Source organism: Xenorhabdus khoisanae (assembly GCF_001037465.1).
Taxonomy (GTDB): domain Bacteria; phylum Pseudomonadota; class Gammaproteobacteria; order Enterobacterales; family Enterobacteriaceae; genus Xenorhabdus; species Xenorhabdus khoisanae.
The window spans coordinates 12,205-34,417 of the sequence record NZ_LFCV01000061.1; the positions used below are offsets into that span (position 1 = coordinate 12,205).

Sequence of the window (22,213 nt, forward strand, 5' to 3'; positions counted from 1 at the left end):
CTATATGCCAACTGAGATCCGGGACAAACTCTAAAAATCGCTCTATCTAATAATAGAGCGATTTTTTACCAAAAAAGATTAATTATTACCAAGATCCGCCAATGCTAAACTGGAACTGCTCAGATCTATCACCTTTGTAATCCTTAATTGGCTTCGCATAAGAGAAGCTCAGCGGCCCTAACGGTGACATCCATTGCAGAGCAATACCGGTTGAAACACGGATATTGTTTGGCTTGCTGTAGTCAGGCATCCCAGCGTAAGTATTAGTCCAGTTTGTATCCCAAACCGTCCCCGCATCCACAAAAAATGAGGTTCGAACGGAATTGGCATATTTAGCATCCAGGAACGGCGTTGGTGTAATCAGCTCGAAACTCGCAACCGCCACTGCGTTCCCCCCCACGGCATCACGGGATGGGTTATTTTTATCTAGCTTACCCTGATTATTTAAATAGATAGCTTTCGGACCGATATTATTCGAGCGGAAACCACGAACACTGCTAGAGCCACCAGCATAGAAGTTTTCATAGAATGGCATTTCTTTGCCACCAAAGCCACCACCATACCCCAGACGTGTACGTCCCATCATCACCCATGAATGATCATCATCAAGAGGATAATAACCTGTCGCGTTCCAAGTGATTTTATAGAACTGGTTGTCAGAACCCGGAATTGTCACTTTGGTATCCAGAGATGACCGGATACCCGAAGTCGGGAAGAAACCGCGGTCAAGGCTGTTATAACTCCATCCCAGTGTCAGAGAGAAATCATTGGTATCGAATTTTGCCTTGTCATCAAGACCCGGTTTTTTGCCCATTTTATTCAGATAACGCCACATCGCGACTTGTGGACGCATGTTGGACAGGGAGTTATGTATATAACCCAGTCTCAACGCCAGAGAGTTATTTTCATTCAATGGGAAGCCGAGCACACCCTCTGTACCATAGGCTTTGTTGGTATAGTTCGAAAGCTCAGCATCATCGGCACGGAAATCATTATAAAATACGCGACCACCCAAACTGACTCCATTGACGGTGAAGTAAGGATCGGTCATAGATAAATCAGCCGACGTTGAATAGTCATTTTTACTGGCGCTGATACCGACGGAGTTCCCCGTTCCCAACCAGTTATCCTGTTGGAGACCGATTTGGTAACTCACGCCGCTTTCTGTACCGAAACCAACACCAAAGTTCATGGAACCGGTATTGCGTTCTTTGACTTTATAAACGAGATCAACCTGATCTGGGCTACCCGATACACGTTCAGTATCCACATCAACAGATTCAAAATAGCCTAGCCGATTTAAGCGCTCTTTGCCCTGCTCAACCTGATCACTACCTAACCATGCCCCTTCCATCTGACGCATTTCACGGCGCAGTACTGAGTCTTTACTAATATCATTACCTGTAAAGCGAATCTTGCGCACATAGAAACGGTTGCCTGCATCGACATTGACATGCAGCTTAACGGTCTTATCAGCATCATTGATTTCAGGTTGAGTCATTACGCGGGGATAAGCATAACCATAGCGACCAAGCAGATTTTTGATGGCTGTTTCCATCTTGGTCACTTCTGCACCGTTATACAATGATCCCGGCTCAATGTTAGTGAATTCCTGTATCTGTGACTGATAACCAGCCAAATTACCGTTTAAATCAACATTTGATATTTTGTATTGATCACCTTCGGTGATATTGACGGTAATATAAATGTCTTTCTTATCTGGTGTCAGATTGACTTGGGTTGAATCAATGTTGAAACGGGCATAGCCGCGGTCAAGATAAAAACTGCGCAGGATTTCAAGGTCACCAGACAGTTTTTGTTTCTGATATTTCTGATCAGCCGTCATGTTCCACCAGGGAACATCGTCCCTGAGCTGGAAATTATTCAGCAGCTCTCTGGTCGAAAAGGCTTTATTACCAACAATATTAATTTGTTGAATTTGGGCAGAAACACCTTCAGAAAAAACAAGTTTCAAGTCAACACGGTTACGGGGCAGTGGCGTGACAACAGCTTTTACTGTCGCGCTGTATTTACCAACACTGTAGTAAAAATCTTCCAGCCCTTTTTCAATATTGGACAGCATAGTGCGGTCAAGGGCTTCACCAACACGAACACGCGACGCCTCAAGGTTCTGCTTAAGCATGTCATCTTTCACCGATTTGTTACCGGAAAAAGTGATACTGGCGATAGTCGGCCGTTCTTTTACCTGAACGACAAGTGAATTGCCATCACGTAAGACACGAACATCTTCAAAGTTCCCAGTTGAGAACAGTGCGTGAATCGTGCGACTGATATCTTCATCGCTAACCGTATCACCGACTCGAACTGGCATGTTCAGTAATGCTGCACCAACGGTGACACGTTGAAGACCCTCAAAATGAATGTCCTGAACTACGAATCCGTCTGAACCGTATGCAGTGGCGCTGCCGAACAGCAGCGACGCTATGAGCAACTTTTTCATCGCCATCGTTGTTATGCGTTTTCCTAACCGGTCTCCCGCCTTAAAAGCGGGAGAAATCATTGAAAAGTGCAAGCCCCATTAATAACACCAGCAATACAGCACCAATGCGATAACTGAAGTCTTGTACACGCTCGGAGACCGGCCCTCCCTTGATCTTTTCGATTGCAAGGAAAAGCAAGTGTCCACCATCTAGTACAGGTAATGGGAACAGGTTAATGATCCCAAGATTGACGCTAATCAACGCCAAAAACATCAAATAATACACCAAGCCAGAATCAGCCGATACTCCGGCACCTTTGGCAATGGAAATCGGGCCACTTAAGTTATTAAGTTTCACATCACCCACAATTAATTTGCCCAGCATATTGACGGTCAGCTTCATTAATTGCCAAGTTTTGTCCCCTGCCTCATAAATGGCAGAGAAAGGCCCGTACTGTTGAATCACTTTGTATTCATCTGCCAATGGAATGACCTTAAGTTCAGTACCCGCAAATCCTTCCTCACGGCCATCGGATAATTTTTTGACCTCAGGAGTCAGAGACAGGGAAATCATGCCTCCAGCCCTCGCAACGTCCAATTTTAGAGGAATATTTGGATTCTTCCTGACAAATGATGAAAAAGTGTGCCAGACATCTACATCCTGACCATTGACTTTAACGATTCTGTCTCCCGGCTGTAAACCGGCTTTTTCAGCAGGTGAAGCAGGGTAAACCTTCTCCACCTGCGAACTGATTCGCGGAACAACAGGCATAATGCCCAAAGACAGCAAAACGTCCTGTTTAGATGGGTCGAATGCCCATCTGCGCAAATCCAGTGTCTTTTGAATACTGTCAGTGGCATCCACTGGAGTAACATCCATGGATACAGATGTCTCACCCACTTTACTCACCATAGCAAGACGTACCGAATTCCAATCAGAGGTTTCGATACCATCAACCGCTTTTAGTTCCATCCCGGGCAAAATATTTGCCTGTGCGGCAATAGAATCTGGCTTTACATCCAACACCACAGGGCGTACAGATGGCACGCCAATCACAAAAACCAACCAATAAGCGATAACCGCCAGAATGAAGTTTGCAATTGGCCCGGCGCTGATCACTGCCGCGCGCTGGCCGATAGTTTTATTGTTGAATGCCATATGACGACGTTCGGGCGAAACATCCCCCACCCGTTCGTCGAGCATCTTGACATATCCGCCAAGCGGGATAAGGGCAATAACGTATTCTGTCCCCTGTTTATCTGTACGACGCCAAAGCACTTTACCAAACCCGATGGAAAAGCGTTCAACGTAAATACCACATCGTCTGGCAACCCAAAAATGACCAAACTCATGCACTGTGATGAGAACACCCAACGCAACAATAAATGCAGCCAGATTCCAGAGAATATCCATTATGTACCCTCAGAGAGTAAATCCAGAAGAAATTAACATGACCAAACCCGCAAATACAGGGATGGCTGCTGTTAAGCTATCTACCCTATCCATGACTCCGCCATGTCCCGGAATCAATTGACTACTGTCTTTGATCCCTGATTCCCGCTTGAACATGCTTTCGGTCAGATCACCAAAGACCGAGGCAATGACGACTACCGTAGAAATCAATAGAAAATGTTCTGGCATTGCAGGTACGGGCGCAAATTTACCGAACAGCCATGAAATCAGTGCAGCAGTTAATAAGCCACCAACAAGCCCTTCAAGGGTCTTACCCGGTGATACTCTGGGTGCCATTTTGTGCTTACCCATAGTACGGCCGAAAATATAAGCGCCTGAATCGGCAGCCCATACCAGTAACATGACATACAGCAGCCACCACGCTCCATCATAGGTATTGTTTTCATAACCCTGGGTGCGCAGTACCATCATTCCACAATAAAATGGCACGATAGTCAGAACCCCAAACAGCAGGCGTAAAACAACCGATGATTTCCAGATGGAGGCAGAAGCAGGGTAAGTGATCACCAATAAAATTGCGGCGACCCACCAAAGCATGCCAGCCCACAACAGATATACAACTTGTGGTTTTTCAGTAAGATGAGAAAAGTCTGACAAAGAGTATTGTAACGCCAATAATCCTACGGCACACAATACAGCCAGCGTTATACGTTTAGCTTGAGTGAAGAGACCAGCAAATTGCCCCCATTCCCATGCGGCAAGCGCTGAAACAGCAATGACAACCAATCCAAATCCTGATGGGGGAAGGAAAAACAGTGCTGCTACAACAAGTGGAATCAATATCAACGTAGTTAAAAGACGGTACTTCAGCAAGTTCTCCTCCTATGATCCCACTTCGGCATCGTCTGGTGTTCCGCCAAATCGGCGTTCTCGTTTGGCAAAGGCATTAATTGCACCTTCAAAAGAAGTTTCATCAAAATCAGGCCAAAGTATATCGGTAAAATACAATTCTGCATAAGCTATCTGCCATAACAGGAAATTACTGATACGATGTTCGCCTCCGGTTCGAATGACCAGATCAACTTCAGGCTGCTGACTTAAGTTGATGAAGTTACCTACTGTGACCTCGCTGATTTCCTCAGGCGCTAACTCATTTGACTTAATTTTTTCAGCTAGTTGCTTAATACCCTGAACCAAATCCCAACGTCCGCCATAGTTAGCGGCAATATTAAGCTGCAATCCGGTATTGTTCGCCGTTAATTCAACTGAACGGCCGATACGCTCCTGCAACCGCGAACTAAAGCGACTAATATCACCAATAACAGACAATTTCACATTGTGCTTATGCAGACTCTTTACTTCATTATCAAGGGCAAAAACAAACAGCTCCATCAACGAACTGACTTCCTGCTGTGGACGATTCCAGTTCTCACTGCTGAAAGCATACAGAGTCAATGATTCAATGCTATGTTTAACTGAAAAACTCACGGCACTCCGCACAGCTTTAATTCCTGCGCGATGACCAAACACTCTTAATTTGCCACGCTTTTTTGCCCAACGACCATTGCCATCCATAATAATGGCGACATGTCTGGGAACCGTTGGCAATGAGTCACTATCACTGGGAGATATCACTCAAAATAATCCTTAAATAACTAGGCTGGCTTTTCGATGAATTCAATAATTCCAAACATGAAAAAGCCGTGTTACGTGTCAATGATTATCACGGCTACCACGGCTATTTCTGGCACGGCCTGAATGAAAGCCTTTGTCCTTGGTATACACGATTGAAACGCGGATACCAATTCACTGAATTGGCTATTATAACAACTATAATTTACCCGCGAACTATATCATTTGCCAAAACGCAAACAAACACATACTTATTAACAAAATTCGCTATTTGGCAAAAATTCTGATGGTTTCTCTCGCCAAGATCCGTGCTGTATTGTCGATGTCTAAGACCTCTTCAATACTTTGAGGTTCAGATAAATTTAGTTTTTCCACGACCAAGCGATTAATTGTCGCGATATCTGTGAAATGAATTCCATCTTTCAAAAAAACATCAACGGTTTCTTCATTAGCTGCATTCAGGGCTGTGGTTGCCGCCTGTCCTTGATGACAAGCTTCAATGGCCAATTTTAGGCAAGGGTAGCGTTGGTAATCGAGGGCTTCGAAGGTCAGCATATTCAGCTCGGTAAAATCCAATGGTTTTGCGCCAGATGAGATACGATCAGGATAAGCCATTGCATAAGCTATTGGAGTACACATGTCCTGCGTTCCCAGTTGTGCAATGATGCTGCCATCTTGGTAGCGAACCATGGAATGGATGACTGACTGGGGATGCAACAATATTTCCATTTCATCGGCAGACGCATTGAACAGGTAACGTGCCTCGATATATTCCAGCCCTTTGTTCATCATGGTAGCAGAATCAACAGAAATTTTACGTCCCATTGACCAAATAGGGTGAGCACACGCTTCATCCGGCGTAACATGAGGTAATGTTTCTAACGGCGTTTTACGGAACGGCCCGCCGGAACCCGTCAGAATAATGCTGGAAATGCCGTAATCCTTCAAATTTACATTACCGAGGTTATGTTGAACCGCTTCCGGCAAACTCTGAAAGATAGCATTATGTTCACTATCGATAGGCAACAGTTGCGCTTTATGCTGAACAACGGCATCCATAAACAGACGCCCACTGGTAATCAGGGATTCTTTATTCGCTAACAGAACCTGTTTTCCCTTACGGATAGCCGCCAATGTCGGTAATAACCCAGCCACCCCAACAATGGCAGACATGACTTGATCGACTTCTTCCAGTGCAGCTAAATCACAAATAGCATCTTTACCGAACAACACTTCGGTTTGACTTCCCTGCTCCTGCAATAACCGGCGCAGGGCCTTTGCGGATTGCTCATCTTCCATCGCTGCATATTGTGGGTTAAATTCCAGACACTGCTGTGCCATAACTTCAATATTTTTCCCGGCAACAAGGGCGACTACCTTGAATTTTGTTGGGTTATTTCTGACAACAGAAAGCGTACTTTTCCCAATCGAACCCGTTGAGCCAAGAATAGTTAACCGTTTCATTTTTAAACTCTGAATATGCTACTGATATAAAATTGCAATAGTTTGAGCGGTACAGATCGCTATGTCCATCGCTTGAGAAAGAAATGTGATACGAGGTGTAATATCAAGAATAAGAACAACGCCGCAAAAGTTGCGGCGTTGTTTTCATGAGTTGTATTCATGGAATGGCAATTAGAAATCCATCAATTCGGTTTCTTTATTTGCCAGTGCTTCATCAATCTTCTTAATGAAGCTATCAGTCAGTTTCTGAATATCATCTTGTGAACGACGCTCTTCATCTTCACTGATTTCTTTATCTTTCAGCAATGCCTTGACCTTATCATTAGCATCACGACGAATATTACGGATAGATACACGACCCTGCTCCGCTTCGCCACGAACAACCTTAATGAGATCCTTACGACGTTCTTCTGTCAGTGGTGGCAGTGGAACACGGATAATGGTTCCGGCAGAAGACGGATTCAGACCCAGGTCAGAAGCCATAATCGCTTTTTCAACAGCCGCCGTCATAGAACGGTCAAATACGGTGATTGCTAAAGTACGTACATCTTCTGCAACGACGTTTGCAATCTGACGCAGTGGAGTCGCAGAGCCATAATATTCAACACTGATGCCATCCAACAGGCTAGGAGACGCACGGCCAGTACGAACCTTGCTGATTTGGTTTTTCAGTGCTTCGACGCTTTTTTCCATGCGGTCTTGTGCGTCTTTTTTGATTTCATTAATCACGTTACAAACCCTTGGGAGATGTTATTTTTTAGGCCAAATGCGTAATGAGCAAATATCGAATCAAATACGCTAATGAATAAGTGGCCCTGTGTCATTAAATTTGGCGCATCAGGTCGCTGATCATACCGTCAAACTTCATCGGTGTCTCTGAGCATGAATGATAAAATCAGTTGTTAGAAATCAGCGTACCTTCATTTTCCCCCATCACAACACGACGAAGTGCGCCTGGTCTGTTCATATTAAAGACACGAATTGGCAGGTTATGGTCACGAGCCAATGTAAAGGCCGCCAGATCCATCACTTTCAATTCACGCTCCAATACTTCCTGATATGCCAGCTCGTGGTAAAGTTCTGCTTCAGGATTTTTTTCAGGATCAGCGGAATAAACGCCATCAACTTTGGTTGCTTTTAACACAACATCCGCTTCAATTTCAATGCCACGCAGACATGCAGCGGAATCAGTTGTAAAGAACGGGTTGCCCGTTCCCGCAGCGAAAATAACAACACGACCGTGACGCAGTAAGCTGATCGCCTCAGCCCAGCTATAGTTGTCACACACACCATTCAATGGAATGGCAGACATCAAACGAGCGTTCACATAGGCGCGGTGCAACGCATCACGCATCGCCAAGCCGTTCATCACGGTCGCCAACATGCCCATGTGATCGCCTACTACACGGTTCATACCTGCCTGTGCCAAGCCGGCACCACGAAACAGGTTACCTCCTCCAATAACGACGCCGACTTGAATACCCAGCTCAACCAGTTCTTTGATTTCCTGAGCCATACGGTCTAAGACTCTAGCGTCGATACCAAAACCTTCTTCGCCTTGCAGGGCTTCTCCACTGAGCTTAAGCAGGATTCTCTGATATACGGGTTTTGCATTGGTTGCCATGGTGTTCAGTCCTAAGCAGATAAGGATTATTGAGGATTTATTACGGTTTATTCAATTACTACACATCCATGCTCTATTCAGCCCAGATGTAAAAAACTCATGTCGAGATAAAACAGAACCGCCAATCGGCGGCTCCGTTTAAGAAAATTAAGACTGTTTGCTCATTGCAGCAACTTCTGCTGCGAAATCAGCTTCAACTTTCTCAATACCTTCACCAACTTCGAAGCGGATGAAGTTGATCACTTTAGCATTGTTTTCTTTCAGCAGATCGCCAACAGATTTACTTGGGTCCATCACGAAGTTCTGACCAGTCAGAGAGATTTCGCCGGTGAATTTGTTCATGCGGCCAGAAACCATTTTCTCTGCGATTTCGCGAGGCTTACCAGACTGCATTGCGATTTCCATCTGGATCTGATGCTCACGCTCAACAACGTCAGCAGGAACGTCAGTTGGGTTCACATATTCTGGTTTGCTTGCAGCAACGTGCATTGCAACATGCTTGATCAGTTCTTCGCTTGCGCCTTCAGCAGCAACCAGAACACCAATGCGAGCACCGTGCAGGTAAGAACCTACAGCTTCGCCTTCCAGAATTTCAACACGACGGATGTTGATGTTTTCACCGATTTTCGCTACCAGATTAGCACGCTGTTCTTCGAACTTCGCTTTCAGAGCTTCGATGTCAGCGTTTTTGTCAGCCATAACGGAAGCAATAACTTCTTTACCAAATGCCAGGAAGCCTGCGTCTTTAGCAACGAAGTCAGTTTCACAGTTCAGTTCAACGATACCTGCGAATTTAGCATCAGCAGCCACTTCAACCAGGATAACACCTTCAGCAGCAACACGGCCTGCTTTCTTAGCCGCTTTTGCCTGACCTGATTTACGCATGTTATCGATAGCCAGCTCGATATCACCATTCGCTTCAACCAGTGCTTTTTTACATTCCATCATTCCTGCGCCAGTACGCTCACGCAGTTCTTTTACCAGAGCAGCGGTAATGTCAGCCATTTGTTTTATTCCTCGATGTGTCTCGCGGGAAGATAATATTCCGCGGGGATAGTTCTATATCAGATATGTAAAGGGGGCCATAACAGGCCCCCTAACCAATATATTTCAATACCTGGTCAATAAGGGCTCAAGAATTGAGCATGCCTTATTATTCAGCGTCTACAAGACCTTCTTCAGCCTGAACAGCCAGATCTTGAGAACGACCTTCACGAACAGCGGTAGCCACAGCGGTCAGGTACAGTTTTACTGCACGGATTGCGTCGTCGTTACCAGGAATGATGAAATCAACGCCATCTGGATCAGAGTTGGTATCAACGATAGCGAATACTGGGATACCCAGGTTGTTTGCTTCTTTGATAGCGATGTGTTCATGTTCAGCATCGATAACGAACAGAGCATCAGGCAGGCCGCCCATGTCTTTGATACCGCCCAGGCTGTTTTCCAGTTTGCCAAGCTCACGAGTACGCATCAGCGCTTCTTTCTTGGTCAGCTTGTCAAAAGTACCGTCCTGAGACTGAACTTCCAGATCTTTCAAACGCTTGATTGACTGACGAACAGTTTTCCAGTTAGTCAGCATACCACCTAACCAACGGTGGTTAACGAAGTATTGGTCACAGCTCAGTGCTGATTCTTTGATTGCTTCGCTAGCAGCACGTTTGGTGCCAACAAACAGAATTTTACCTTTACGGGAAGCGATTTTGTTCAACTCTGCCAGTGCACCGTTGAACATTGGAACAGTTTTTTCCAGGTTGATGATATGAACTTTGTTACGAGCACCAAAGATGAAAGGTTTCATTTTTGGGTTCCAGTAACGAGTCTGGTGACCGAAGTGAACGCCCGCTTGCAGCATATCGCGCATGGAAACAGTTGCCATTTTAGACCTCTATAAAGTGAATTGGGGTTATGCCTCCACAGATCCCATGACACCGACTCTTTGACTGCGGGTGATTCATATCAATGAATTAACCACATTAGAGCACCCCGGTGTATGTGACGATCTGTGTGTGTTATTTACACATAATGAGTTTATTTAGTATCCCTGCGAATTGCATCACGTCAGAAACAATTACACAGAATACCGGCGCGCTTTATACCACAAACCGCCACCATACTCCAACATTTGTTATCGCTTTCTGGTAGTCTGTCAGCCAACAGTTATTGGCAGACATTCGGTGGGCTGATACCATTACTGACAATATTTTTCCTTAGTTAATATCAAGTGGTCGGCGATTTTCCGACTTAAATGGACCCATTTCATGGCTATCTCTATCAAAACAGAAGAAGACATTCAGAAGATGCGTGTTGCCGGACGTCTGGCAGCCGAAGTTCTGGAAATGATTGAGCCTTATATCAAGGCAGGTGTTACCACAGGTGAACTTGATCGTATTTGTCACGAACACATCACCGAGAAGCAACAAGCTATCTCAGCTTGTCTGGGCTATCACGGTTTTCCTAAATCCGTGTGCATCTCCGTCAATGACGTGATTTGTCATGGCATTCCGAGTGATGACAAGGCGCTGAAAGAAGGTGATATCGTCAATATTGATGTGACTGTTATCAAAGAAGAGTTCCACGGTGATACTTCCAAAATGTTCATCGTTGGTAAACCCACCATTCAAGGTGAACGTCTGTGCCGCGTGACACAGGAAAGCCTGTATCTTGCCCTGAAAATGGTTAAGCCGGGTATTCGCCTGCGTAGCATCGGTAAAGCAATTCAGCAGTTTGTGGAAAGCCATGATTACTCTGTTGTCCGCGAATACTGCGGCCACGGTATCGGTAGGGTCTTTCACGAAGAACCTCACGTTCTGCATTATGATGCCGATGATGGTGGCGTCGTCCTGCAAAAAGGCATGGCATTCACCATTGAACCGATGGTAAATGCAGGTGATTTCCGTATCCGCACCATGAAAGATGGCTGGACAGTGAAGACTAAAGATCGTGGCTGGTCTGCACAGTATGAGCATACGATTGTCGTTACCGACAACGGCTGTGAAATCATGACATGGCGTAAAGAAGAAGAGTCCCATATTTCTGCGATACTGGTGAACGCATAAACGCCTATTTGATATAAGACAATTATCACCCTAATTAATGAAGCTCCTGCTCACTCGGCAGGGACTTCATTCTCTGGCAATAATCCCTGTTCATCTCACGCGTTTCTCAGTAATCTGGTCATTATGGTTTGTTTCCTCATGAGCTTCCTCACCATAGGTTTCCGCATATGCCAGCCGATATTTCCTTAGCACAAGCGCTCATTCCGCCCCTGTCTCCAGTGGAGTTTTCCCACAGCGACCTTCAACTTTCTGCCCTGAAACAACATATTGATGAATTTCAGCTATGGCTTGAACAGGCATTTAAGGCGGGCATTTCGCCGAACGCACTGATTTATGCTCGCAGTGACTATATTGATCAACTTTTAAAACAATTATGGCAGGAACAGGGGTTTGACCAGATAGCCTCCCTTTCTCTGATTGCAGTAGGTGGTTACGGTCGCCGCGAGTTGCACCCTCTTTCCGATATTGATCTACTGATTCTCAGTGAGTCTCCATTGAGTGAAGAACAATCCGCTCGTATCGGAAAATTTATTACTCTACTCTGGGATATCCGTCTGGCAGTGGGCCACAGTGTCAGAACGTTCGAAGAGTGTAAACAACAAGGGCTTTCCGATCTGACTATTGCCACAAACCTCATTGAAGCCCGTTTAATTGATGGAGACTTACCTCTATTTCTACGCTTGCAGAAATATATTTTCAGTGATGATTTCTGGCCATCAGCCCGATTTTTCTCGGCTAAGCTCTCTGAGCAACAAGAACGTCATCAGCGTTATCACAGCACCAGTTACAATCTGGAACCCGATATCAAAAGTAGTCCGGGTGGATTACGCGATATTCACACGTTACTTTGGGTTGCTCATCGCCATTTTGGCGCAAAATCGCTAGATGAAATGGTTGGTTTTGGCTTTCTGACCCAGGAAGAGCGCAACGAATTGAACGAATGCCAAAATTTTCTCTGGCGTATCCGTTTTGCGCTTCATTTGGTCGTTACCCGCTATGATAATCGACTCTTGTTTGAACGTCAGGTCAGCGTCGCCCAATTGCTGGGCTATGAAGGTGAACGCAATCAGCCTGTCGAACGGATGATGAAAGATTTCTATCGCATGACCCGTCGTGTCAGTGAACTGAATAACATGCTGCTGCAACTGTTTGATGAGGCCATTCTGACATTGCAACCCAATGAAAAACCGCGTCCCTTGAATGCTGAGTTTCAGTTACGAGGAAACCTTATCGATTTAATCGATGAAACACTGTTTAGCCGTGATCCCACATCAATTTTGAAAATGTTTTATCACATGGCTGAACATCGTGAAATCAAAGGCATCTATTCCACAACACTGCGCCAGCTTCGCTATGCCCGTAGAAATCTGACAACTCCCTTGTGTGATTTGTCCGAAGCACGAAAGATTTTCATGGATATTCTACGCCATCCCCGTGCAGTCGGAAGTGCTCTGCTCCCGATGCACCACCATAGCGTATTAGGCGCTTACATGCCGCATTGGAGCAACATTGTCGGCCAGATGCAATTTGACCTTTTTCATGCGTATACGGTTGACGAACATACCATTCGGGTACTGCAAAAACTGGAAAGCTTTGCTGATGAAAACAACCGCGTGATCCACCCCCTATGTGTCGAGCTTTACCCACGCCTTCTTCAGCCAGAACTATTGCGGCTGGCGGCTTTTTTCCACGATATTGCCAAAGGGCGCAATGGCGACCATTCTGAACTTGGAGCCAAAGATGCTTATTTATTCGCACAACAGCATGGCCTGACAAACCGCGAAGCAGAATTAGTGGAATGGCTGGTTCGCGACCATTTGCTGATGTCAGTCACTGCTCAACGGCGGGATATTCAAGATCCTGAGGTTATCCAGCAATTTGCCAGTGTGGTCAAAAATCAAAATCGCTTAAATCATTTGGTCTGCCTGACCGTTGCTGATATCTGCGCGACTAATGCCAAACTTTGGAATAGTTGGAAGCAAAGCCTGATACGTGAACTCTATTTCGCCACTGAAGCCCAATTGCGCCAAGGCATTCAGAATATCCCTGATTTACGGGAACGTGTCCGTAACAACCGATTACAGGCATTAGCTCTGCTGCGGCAAGAAAATATTGACGAAGAACGATTACATTATATTTGGGGCCGCTGTCATGCCGATTATTTTTTACGTCATAGTCCCGATCAATTAGCCTGGCATGCCAGCCATCTCATCCATCCTTTCTCTGCAGAACCAATGGTTTTGATCAGCACCGCTTTTTCTCATGGCGGCACTGAAATTTTTATTTGGTGTCAAGACAGGCCTTCTCTTTTCGCTGCTGTTGTCGGGGAATTGGACCGACGCAATTTAAGTGTTCATGATGCCCAAATCTTCACTAATCGTGATGGGATGGCGATGGATACATTTGTCGTTTTGGAACCTAGCGGTCATCCATTGGCTCTTGATCGCCACGAACCTATCCGTCGAGCCTTACTGAAAGTCGTGAATGATCCTCATCCTAAAGTACCAAAGGCGCGTAATCTGCCTTCTAAATTACGTCATTTCAATGTGCCAACCAAAGTGAGTTTTTTGCCAACAAAAAATATTCGTCGCTCCTATATGGAATTAATTGCGTTAGATCAGCCCGGATTATTGGCACGGGTAGGCAATATTTTCGCTGAATTGGGTGTTTCCTTACATGGTGCGCGCATTACCACTATTGGCGAACGCGTTGAAGATTTTTTTGTACTGGCAGATAAAGATCAAAATGCCTTACATAAAAAAATCAGGGATGAATTATCAGAAAGGTTGACAGAAGCCCTCAACACACGGGATAAACTATAGCAAAATTCTCTTAACAGAAATTAGGAACCGCATAATTATGCAGCAATTACAAGCTACTATCGAAAGTGCGTTTGAAAATCGCGTAAACATCACACCCGTCACCGTTGATGGAACGACTCGTGATGCTATTAATCAAGTCATCCAGATGCTCGATAACGGCAAACTGCGCGTCGCTGAAAAGATCGATGGGCAATGGGTAACTCACCAATGGCTGAAAAAAGCCGTGTTGCTTTCCTTCCGTATTAATGACAACCAAGTTATGGAAGGTGCTGAAAGCCGCTATTTCGACAAAGTACCCATGAAATTTGCTGATTATGATCAGGCTCGTTTCGAAAAAGAAGGATTCCGCGTCGTACCTCCTGCGGCTGTCCGTCAGGGTGCGTATATCGCCCGTAATACTGTGTTAATGCCATCTTACGTCAACCTTGGTGCTTATGTGGATGAAGGCACGATGGTAGACACTTGGGCAACTGTCGGTTCTTGTGCCCAAATCGGCAAAAATGTTCATTTATCTGGCGGCGTTGGTATTGGTGGTGTTCTGGAACCATTACAAGCCAATCCGACCATCATTGAAGATAACTGCTTTATCGGTGCCCGCTCTGAAATCGTAGAAGGCGTTATCGTGGAAGAAGGCTCTGTGATCTCAATGGGTGTCTACATCGGCCAGAGCACTAAGATCTATGATCGCGAAACCGGCGAAATTCATTATGGCCGCGTACCAGCAGGTTCTGTTGTAGTCTCCGGTAATTTGCCTTCAAAAGACGGCAGTTACAGCCTGTACTGCGCCGTTATCGTGAAAAAGGTTGATGCCAAAACGCGTGGCAAAGTGGGTATTAATGAATTGCTGAGAAATATTGACTAACAGTCATAATTTCTCTGCTTCATAAGTAAGTTAAAATCATTATTGCGCGGCTACATGTCTATGTAGCCGCTTTATTGAGGACGCAGAATAAACTATCATTACGTACAGAGGTGACTTGTCTAAGCAACCCTATTCAATAGGTAACTCATTTTTAGAAATGATTGCCAACCTATTCTGATGATGTTCAGGATCTCCCCACAACCATACTTCTTGATGGCTAACATCATCCTGAGTCAGGATCTTGCGCAATTCACAAGTAATCATGTCATAAGCATAGACGTGCATATCGTATGTTAACGCGTCATACATCCGATCCTGCCAAAAAGCCATACCATCCGTGGTCTGGTTCATATCCGATACAATCACGTTGTACCGTTCAATTAAATAATCAAAAAACACTTTGCCAGCTAAGTCGCGTAGAACTGCCCGATGCTGAGGTGTCCTAATACGCCAAACAAGAATTTGTGTTACAGGGCGGCAATTTAATACAACATCTGGCTGTATAACCACTCGGTTATAATAAGCAACCTCTTTTGATATATCGTTAATCAAAGCCAACTCGAAATGAGACTGACGAATCCAGTCATTCAACCGCCCATCAACACGAACCATACGATAGCCCGGAGAAAGTGATAATCCTTTAATTTCATTTGTGATATCTGTCCCATCCATTAATGAGATATAGAGGTCGTGATTATCTGAACCTTCGTTCAAAGGAGCAAAAACTTCATTAATCTTTGCAGGATCTACCAATCTTTTTGGCATGTACTCCCCCCACTTAACGGACATAAAATGAATAACACAGTTATCAAATTGATGAATATTTCTTCATGCGATATTAGTTTGATTGAATCTTAAGTTCAATAAGAAAACCTGTTACTTTATTGTTCCATTTTTTTTGTTAGCCATTAACCGATTGACTTTTAACAATGACGAAATGGATAATAAATCCACTATTTTTTTGCCTTTTCCATTTCATTTAGGTGACTAGGTGACGCGCTATGTACGATAATTTGAAAAGTTTGGGGATCACGCATCCTGAAGATATTGATCGCTATAGCCTCCGTCAGGAAGCTAACAACGACATTCTGAAGATTTATTTCCGCAAGGACAAAGGCGAGTTCTTCGCCAAGAGCGTTAAATTTAAGTACCCACGCCAGTTGAAAACCATCTCTGACGAGAATTCCGGCCAAGGTTACAAAGAAGTCAAAGAGATCAACACCAACCTGCGTTATGTGATCGAAGAGCTGGATCAAATTTGCAGACGTGACCAGATCGAAGTGGATTTGAAACACAAAATTCTCGACGACTTACGTCATCTTGAGCATGTGGTTGCCAATAAGATTGCAGAAATCGAAGCAGATTTGGAAAAGCTGACCCGTAAGTAACACGTCAGCAATGTCACAACACCGCTTATCCTCCTGCGTTTCAAGCTCTTGGTATTTTAAACAGGGTAAAGGTATAAGCGGTGTGACAAAGTACTTTCCTACAGCAAAGTTCCCCACTCCTCAATCCAGTTCAGGGCGAAGACTTCAGGTTCAACTACCTCAATAGCATCAATCAGCAGTATATCCCCGATTCGTTTGGCTCCCTGCTCCTGTAACAATTTATCAAAGGTACGACCACCTCCGCAGAAAGTGTCGTAACTACTGTCACCCAGCGCAATTACGCCATAACGCAAATCAGGCTGATAGCCCAACTTATCATTCAACTCTACATAAAGCGGCTGGATATTATCAGGCAGATCGCCTTGCCCCGTCGTCGAAGTGACAACTAAAACAATTTGTTGCAGATACTCTCGCCATTGCTCTAAGGTTGCATCTTCAAAGATCTCAACCTCATGCCCTTGCTGCCTGAGGATCTGCTGTGCTTCTTCCGCAACGGCCAACGCATTGCCATAAACTGTACCAACGAAAATACCAATCTTTGCCATAAATATTGATCTCTTTAATCGGTTTGATACTACGTTCATTCATGAGTAGTTAAACATGCCAAATCAGGCACAATACCCTGCCAGCCAAATTGTTCAAGCAAATGCTGCCACGACTGATCCCACCGGGCGGTTAAAAGAAGCTCTTCTCCTGTCACGGGATGCTTGAGCCGAAGGTGGCTGGCATGCAGCATTAATCTGCCAATCTGATAATGTTTAGCAACTCCTCGATTTTGCCGCAAATCGCCGTGCGTGCTATCCCCGATGATGGGGTGCCGGATATGTGCCATATGACGCCGCAATTGATGCTTACGACCTGTTTTGGGCATCAGCTCCAACAGGCTGAAACGTGATGTCGGGTAACGTCCTATTTCAACCGGACACTCAACTTTTGCCAATGAACGGTAATGTGTAATTGCTGACTGCGCTTCCCGGTCTGTATCAGCAAATTTATCCGCAATTTTATCCAACTGTTCCATTAAGGCGTAGTCGATAATATCATCACCTTCAACATAACCTCGCACAACAGCATGATACGTTTTTTGTATCTCGTGGAATTCAAATTGTTGTGCAAGTGTTCTGGCTACTTCACTTGAAAGCGCCATTAATAAGACACCAGATGTCGGCCTGTCCAAACGGTGGACAGGAAAAACATGCTGCCCTATTTGATCGCGCAGCGTCTGCATCACAAAAACAGTTTCATGGCGCGCCAACCAACTGCGATGGACTAACCAACCCGCGGGCTTATTAACCGCAACAATATGTTCATCCTGATAAATAATATCCAGCATATCAAGTGTCCTGCGTAAACAGGCTGTCCAATGCCCGTAAGTGTTCAAGCAAAGGTAAATAACGTTCTGTCTCTTCTTTATAAACTTCCTCAAAATACGGAGCGACAGAAAATGCCGTCGGCAAGTTGGCTTTTTGTTCTATTAAAGCGCGCATTCTTGGAATTAATACCCATTGTAGCCACTCTTCCGCTGACATCGTATCAATGGAAAAAGGCTCGGTGCTTTCAAAAGATTCTGGTTTAGGAGGATAATCTTGCCATAAGCCTACCGCTTTCATGGTGACTTCAATTGACTGTAATTTATTTAGAATTTGTTTCTCGATACTCATGATTTTTCGTCTGATACTTAGCTGTGGCTCAGATGACAAAAGCTGTCACCACGTCATTGGAACGTAAGAGTATCATTGATACGATTTCAGCGGAAAACTTGCGATAAGATAAAATGAAACAATCACTGCCTCTTAAAGAGGTGGTTTAAGGATGATAAAAAAAGAGGAGAGATAAAATCCCTCCTCTTAATTTATCTGTCATAGCAATCCTGCTAAATAAATCGCTTCCTGCTCATTCCCTGACAAAAATACATCCTTGTCTGTCATCCTTTACTCAATCGTTGTACTGCTCAATTATTATACTGATAGTATCTGGCGATAATGGCATTTGGCGCTCCTGCCCTTACCTTTCCTTCCCTGAACCATCTTCCCGATGGATTTATTCCCTGGTTATTGTTTTGCTGTGATTCCTTACGGAACAGTAAAAGAATCTATGATTTGGGAGGTTGGAACAAGCGACTGAACAGGAACAGTCAGTGATATGATAAAAAGGATACTGCGGTCACATCCTGTATGATATTGATATAAAATAGAAATAATTTCACGCACTAACATTCACATTATGATTAAAAGAAATATCTCACGCACCATGTGAGATATCTCTTACAAAAGATCACACCAATATCTTCAACTAACTGCACACAACAGGATTGATAACCGAGAGGAAACTTGCCAGATTTGCCGATAACATTGTCCTTTCGTTACTGCCAAACTGTTCCAGAATCACCTGACCAGTCAGATTACATACAGAAACCAGCCCCATATCGGAATCAGTCGTGCCAATAAATACGGTTGGTGAGAGCTTTAATCGCTTCTGTGTGACAAGATGACCAATCAGATTTTCCTGTAGCCGAATAAAATCATCTTCACTCCATACCTGAATCAAACTGAAATTTTGCCCTTCAAAACTGGCCGTCATATCACCCGCAAGCTGCGTCACATAGTAATCATGGATAGCACTTTGCAAACAGATATCCAGCGCTGTTTCTACCTTCTGGAGTTTTTCCCGGACAGAAAACGGCTGGGGAAGCCAATGCACTACACCATCTCCGGTACGTTCAATACAAGGTGAAGGTATGCCATACAGATCGCTGCTGGCTGGCGGAAAACCTGTTTTCTCTTGCCACAATTCAACATAGCGTCGGGTGAAGTCAGAGAGTGCTTCTGTCACATTAGCTTCTGTCACATTAAAGGTCATATGATTATGTCATCCATCATTTTCAGGTTTATCATGTTATCCTACTTATTCCTATACGTTTTTTAGCAAAATAACAACCAAAGAGTGATGTTACCATTTTTATGAAAAAGTGTTGGCATGACTTCCTTTATCTGAATACCTGTCACCTATTACAATAAATGCCAAAAATTAGATTACTCTCGTATCTAGCCTATAAGACCCGTATTTAATGGTGACTATATATTACCCTATACCCAATCAAGTAAATATCATACATACAGTGAACACATGGCATGGTAAATAATCCGCCATAAACGGATTTAGCTTTAAATTCATATTAAAAAACCCAAACCTCATAAGATAAAAATTAAGGCAACAAATAATGACCACATCAAATCTAAATCGACAAGATGAAAATTATTTACAAGATGAAATTATTACCGAAATAGAATATAACTTACCTAATTTTCCTAACAATATTATCTGGAAAAATTTAAACTTTAAAAATTGGTCAGGAGAAGTTCAGGCACACAATGTACCATGCTGTATACCACGTTCTGCTGAAGAGGTTATTTCAGTCGCCAATTGGGCATGGAAGGAAAATTATAAGCTAAGAATTGTCGGACAATCTCATAATTGGTCACCATTGATTCTGGAATCAGGGCAAAGCTTCAAAAATCGTATTATGTTGATGGATCTCTCTGAGCATTTTACTCACGTCAATATCGAACACCGTCCCCAATTTTCTATCGTAACCGCACAAACAGGTATATTGATGGAAGCGCTAATGACCCAAATGGAGGATCAAAATCTTGGTTTCACCGCAACGCCTGCTCCCGGTGATTTAACATTAGGGGGCGTGCTCGCAATAGGCGGGCATGGAACTGCCATTAAAGCACTGGACGAAACGCCACTTCCCGGGCACACATACGGCTCTCTGAGTAACACAATATTGTCCCTGTCTGCTGTTGTGTGGGATGCAGCAACCCAGCAATATATCATCAAGCGTTTTGAGCGAAGTGATCCAAATTGTGCACCACTATTAACCCACTTAGGTTGTTCCCTGATTTTAGAAGTCCAGTTTCAGGCTGGTGAAAATCAACGCTTACGGTGCCAGAGCTTCACTAATATCCCAGTGGCTGAATTATTTGCCGATCCCGAATCTTCAGAAAGTAATCGAACTTTTAGTCATTTTCTAAATAAAAGCGGTCGGGCTGAAATTATTTTATTTCCTTTCACAAACTTCCCATGGCTAAAAGTCTGGAGTGTGGAGCCAACCAAGCCAGCTTCTAGTATTGAGGTTAAAACACCCTATAACTATCCATTTTCCGATAATATTTCACCAGCTATATCGAATATCATGGATAACATCCTTTCTGGCTTCCCTGCAATAACGCCTCTGGTCAGTGAGATGCAATATCAACTGACAAATACCGCCTTACAAGGTCACGAGAAGGATATCTGGGGTTGGAGTAAAAACCTATTGCTGTATGTGAAACCAACAACACTGCGTGTTACAGCAAATGGTTATGCGGTATTAACGCGCCGTGCTGATATCCAGCGCGTTTTGAATAAATTTCATACCGAATGGCAAAAGTTAATGCATGAATTTGCAAATCAGGGGCGATACCCCATCAACGGCCCTATTGAAATCAGAGTCACTGGCTTAGATGATCCTGCCGACGTCCTGCATGAAAAGGCGGTTGTTCCCAGTTTATCTGCTATCCGCCCCCGTTTAGATCAACCTGAATGGGATGTTGCAGTCTGGCTCGATATATTAACCTTTCCAAACACACCTTACGCCATTGAATTTTGCCGACAATTTGAACAATGGCTATTCAAAGAATTTGATGGTTCTTATGCCTCAGCCCGTGTTGAATGGAGTAAAGGTTGGGCTTATGGCACCAACGTTGCGTGGGAAGATAAAGAAGTTTTAACCAAAATAATTCCCGCTTCATTCACTGATGGATTGCCTGTCGATAACAATTGGAAATCAGCAATTTCTGCATTGCAGAAATACGATCCACATCACGTATTCAGATCGCCTTTATTAGATAAATTACTTTCTGAATAAAGTCATCTTAACAAATAGTAGATATATATTTTTATATCTACTATACATAAAAACATGGGGAACAAAAATGCATAGAGAAAATAGAGAAAGTTTAATTTCCTACATAAAAGAAATTAAACAAATAAAAGAAAAAAATTTACAGTTTAACAATATTACTTTAGATGACGTTAACACTGCTTATATATTGAATTCCCTGAATCGAAAACACCCTAATATGAATTTCCATCCATCAATCATAGATAAAACAGCCTCGCTTATTGAAGATACATCATCTCTTAATCCTCGCCAACATAAACGATACATCATCAAAACAACAGCTTTTGGAGGTGTCCATTTTGCAGCAGTGAATGCATTTAAAGATGAAAAAAATAATATTTCTCTTATAATTGTAGATTCAAGTCTTGGAGCCAATATATCCATTCCATTTGATCTCCACGGTTATAATAAACCTAATTTAAAAACGCTCTATATTTATACTCAGATACAAAATAGCCCCGGAGATTGCCTGCTTTTTTCTTTACATTTTTTGAAAAAAATGTACATATATGCTCGAGATTTTGAAAGACTCCATAAAAGAATTTTTGCTAATGATATAT

Annotated in this window: 20 protein-coding genes; 6 read left to right on the top strand and 14 right to left on the bottom strand. The window is 43.8% G+C overall.

The genetic code is table 11. The annotated features are described in order from the left end of the window. Positions 1-85: 85 nt before the first annotated feature. The 9 genes from bamA to rpsB form a co-directional block, all read right to left on the bottom strand. Positions 86-2,467 (bottom strand): outer membrane protein assembly factor BamA, encoded by a 2,382-nt coding sequence (gene bamA, locus AB204_RS10075; RefSeq protein ID WP_047963272.1) that lies wholly within the window; start codon positions 2,465-2,467, stop codon positions 86-88. 34 nt (positions 2,468-2,501) lie between these two features. Further along, on the bottom strand, positions 2,502-3,857 hold the full coding sequence (gene rseP, locus AB204_RS10080; RefSeq protein WP_200898225.1) for a sigma E protease regulator RseP: 1,356 nt from the start codon (positions 3,855-3,857) through the stop codon (positions 2,502-2,504). A 6-nt stretch (positions 3,858-3,863) separates the two neighbouring features. After that, positions 3,864-4,727 carry a phosphatidate cytidylyltransferase gene (cdsA, locus tag AB204_RS10085; RefSeq protein WP_047963254.1) on the bottom strand — a complete coding sequence of 288 codons (864 nt, stop codon included), beginning with the start codon at positions 4,725-4,727 and terminating at the stop codon, positions 3,864-3,866. 9 nt (positions 4,728-4,736) lie between these two features. Beyond that, entirely contained in the window at positions 4,737-5,486 is a 750-nt protein-coding gene (ispU, locus tag AB204_RS10090) for a (2E,6E)-farnesyl-diphosphate-specific ditrans,polycis-undecaprenyl-diphosphate synthase (RefSeq protein ID WP_200898226.1), read from the bottom strand. Between the two features lie 267 nt (positions 5,487-5,753). Continuing rightward, positions 5,754-6,950: a 1-deoxy-D-xylulose-5-phosphate reductoisomerase gene (gene ispC, locus AB204_RS10095; RefSeq protein ID WP_047963256.1), complete on the bottom strand. Its 1,197-nt coding sequence runs from the start codon at positions 6,948-6,950 to the stop codon at positions 5,754-5,756. A 171-nt stretch (positions 6,951-7,121) separates the two neighbouring features. Next, on the bottom strand, positions 7,122-7,679 hold the full coding sequence (gene frr, locus AB204_RS10100) for a ribosome recycling factor (protein ID WP_047963257.1): 558 nt from the start codon (positions 7,677-7,679) through the stop codon (positions 7,122-7,124). A 166-nt stretch (positions 7,680-7,845) separates the two neighbouring features. Beyond that, positions 7,846-8,574: a UMP kinase gene (gene pyrH / locus AB204_RS10105; protein ID WP_047963258.1), complete on the bottom strand. Its 729-nt coding sequence runs from the start codon at positions 8,572-8,574 to the stop codon at positions 7,846-7,848. 147 nt (positions 8,575-8,721) lie between these two features. Beyond that, on the bottom strand, positions 8,722-9,579 hold the full coding sequence (gene tsf, locus AB204_RS10110) for a translation elongation factor Ts (protein WP_047963259.1): 858 nt from the start codon (positions 9,577-9,579) through the stop codon (positions 8,722-8,724). Between the two features lie 148 nt (positions 9,580-9,727). Beyond that, positions 9,728-10,453 carry a 30S ribosomal protein S2 gene (rpsB, locus tag AB204_RS10115; protein ID WP_047963260.1) on the bottom strand — a complete coding sequence of 242 codons (726 nt, stop codon included), beginning with the start codon at positions 10,451-10,453 and terminating at the stop codon, positions 9,728-9,730. A 382-nt stretch (positions 10,454-10,835) separates the two neighbouring features. Between rpsB and map the strand changes: the two genes are divergently transcribed. From map to dapD, 3 genes are all read left to right on the top strand, one after another. Beyond that, entirely contained in the window at positions 10,836-11,633 is a 798-nt protein-coding gene (gene map, locus AB204_RS10120; protein WP_047963261.1) for a type I methionyl aminopeptidase, read from the top strand. Between the two features lie 167 nt (positions 11,634-11,800). Then, positions 11,801-14,455, top strand: coding sequence for a bifunctional uridylyltransferase/uridylyl-removing protein GlnD (gene glnD, locus AB204_RS10125; protein WP_047963262.1), 2,655 nt, complete (start codon positions 11,801-11,803; stop codon positions 14,453-14,455). A gap of 37 nt (positions 14,456-14,492) precedes the next feature. Further along, positions 14,493-15,317 (top strand): 2,3,4,5-tetrahydropyridine-2,6-dicarboxylate N-succinyltransferase, encoded by an 825-nt coding sequence (gene dapD / locus AB204_RS10130; protein WP_047963263.1) that lies wholly within the window; start codon positions 14,493-14,495, stop codon positions 15,315-15,317. 129 nt (positions 15,318-15,446) lie between these two features. On the opposite strand, the gene AB204_RS10135 is transcribed toward dapD, so the two are convergent. Next, positions 15,447-16,082: a hypothetical protein gene (locus tag AB204_RS10135; RefSeq protein ID WP_047963264.1), complete on the bottom strand. Its 636-nt coding sequence runs from the start codon at positions 16,080-16,082 to the stop codon at positions 15,447-15,449. Positions 16,083-16,318: 236 nt separating this feature from the next. Between AB204_RS10135 and AB204_RS10140 the strand changes: the two genes are divergently transcribed. Continuing rightward, positions 16,319-16,705, top strand: coding sequence for a DUF3461 family protein (locus AB204_RS10140; RefSeq protein ID WP_047963265.1), 387 nt, complete (start codon positions 16,319-16,321; stop codon positions 16,703-16,705). 98 nt (positions 16,706-16,803) lie between these two features. Here AB204_RS10140 and AB204_RS10145 read toward each other — a convergent pair whose 3' ends face one another. The 4 genes from AB204_RS10145 to syd all read right to left on the bottom strand — a co-directional run bounded on the left by AB204_RS10145 (position 16,804) and on the right by syd (position 19,564). After that, positions 16,804-17,250, bottom strand: a complete 447-nt coding sequence (locus tag AB204_RS10145; protein WP_047963266.1) for a flavodoxin — start codon at positions 17,248-17,250, stop codon at positions 16,804-16,806. A 35-nt stretch (positions 17,251-17,285) separates the two neighbouring features. Beyond that, positions 17,286-18,038, bottom strand: a complete 753-nt coding sequence (truC, locus tag AB204_RS10150) for a tRNA pseudouridine(65) synthase TruC (protein WP_047963267.1) — start codon at positions 18,036-18,038, stop codon at positions 17,286-17,288. Position 18,039: 1 nt separating this feature from the next. Then, positions 18,040-18,366 (bottom strand): YqcC family protein, encoded by a 327-nt coding sequence (locus AB204_RS10155; protein ID WP_047963268.1) that lies wholly within the window; start codon positions 18,364-18,366, stop codon positions 18,040-18,042. A 631-nt stretch (positions 18,367-18,997) separates the two neighbouring features. After that, complete coding sequence (gene syd / locus AB204_RS10160) at positions 18,998-19,564, bottom strand: SecY-interacting protein (RefSeq protein WP_047963269.1); 567 nt, start codon at positions 19,562-19,564, stop codon at positions 18,998-19,000. 361 nt (positions 19,565-19,925) lie between these two features. Between syd and AB204_RS10165 the strand changes: the two genes are divergently transcribed. Together AB204_RS10165 and AB204_RS10170 are read left to right on the top strand one after the other, a co-directional pair. Continuing rightward, positions 19,926-21,617 (top strand): cholesterol oxidase substrate-binding domain-containing protein, encoded by a 1,692-nt coding sequence (locus AB204_RS10165; protein ID WP_047963270.1) that lies wholly within the window; start codon positions 19,926-19,928, stop codon positions 21,615-21,617. 67 nt (positions 21,618-21,684) lie between these two features. After that, on the top strand, positions 21,685-22,213 hold a 529-nt coding region (locus AB204_RS10170), incomplete at its 3' end, for a YopJ family acetyltransferase (RefSeq protein WP_047963271.1).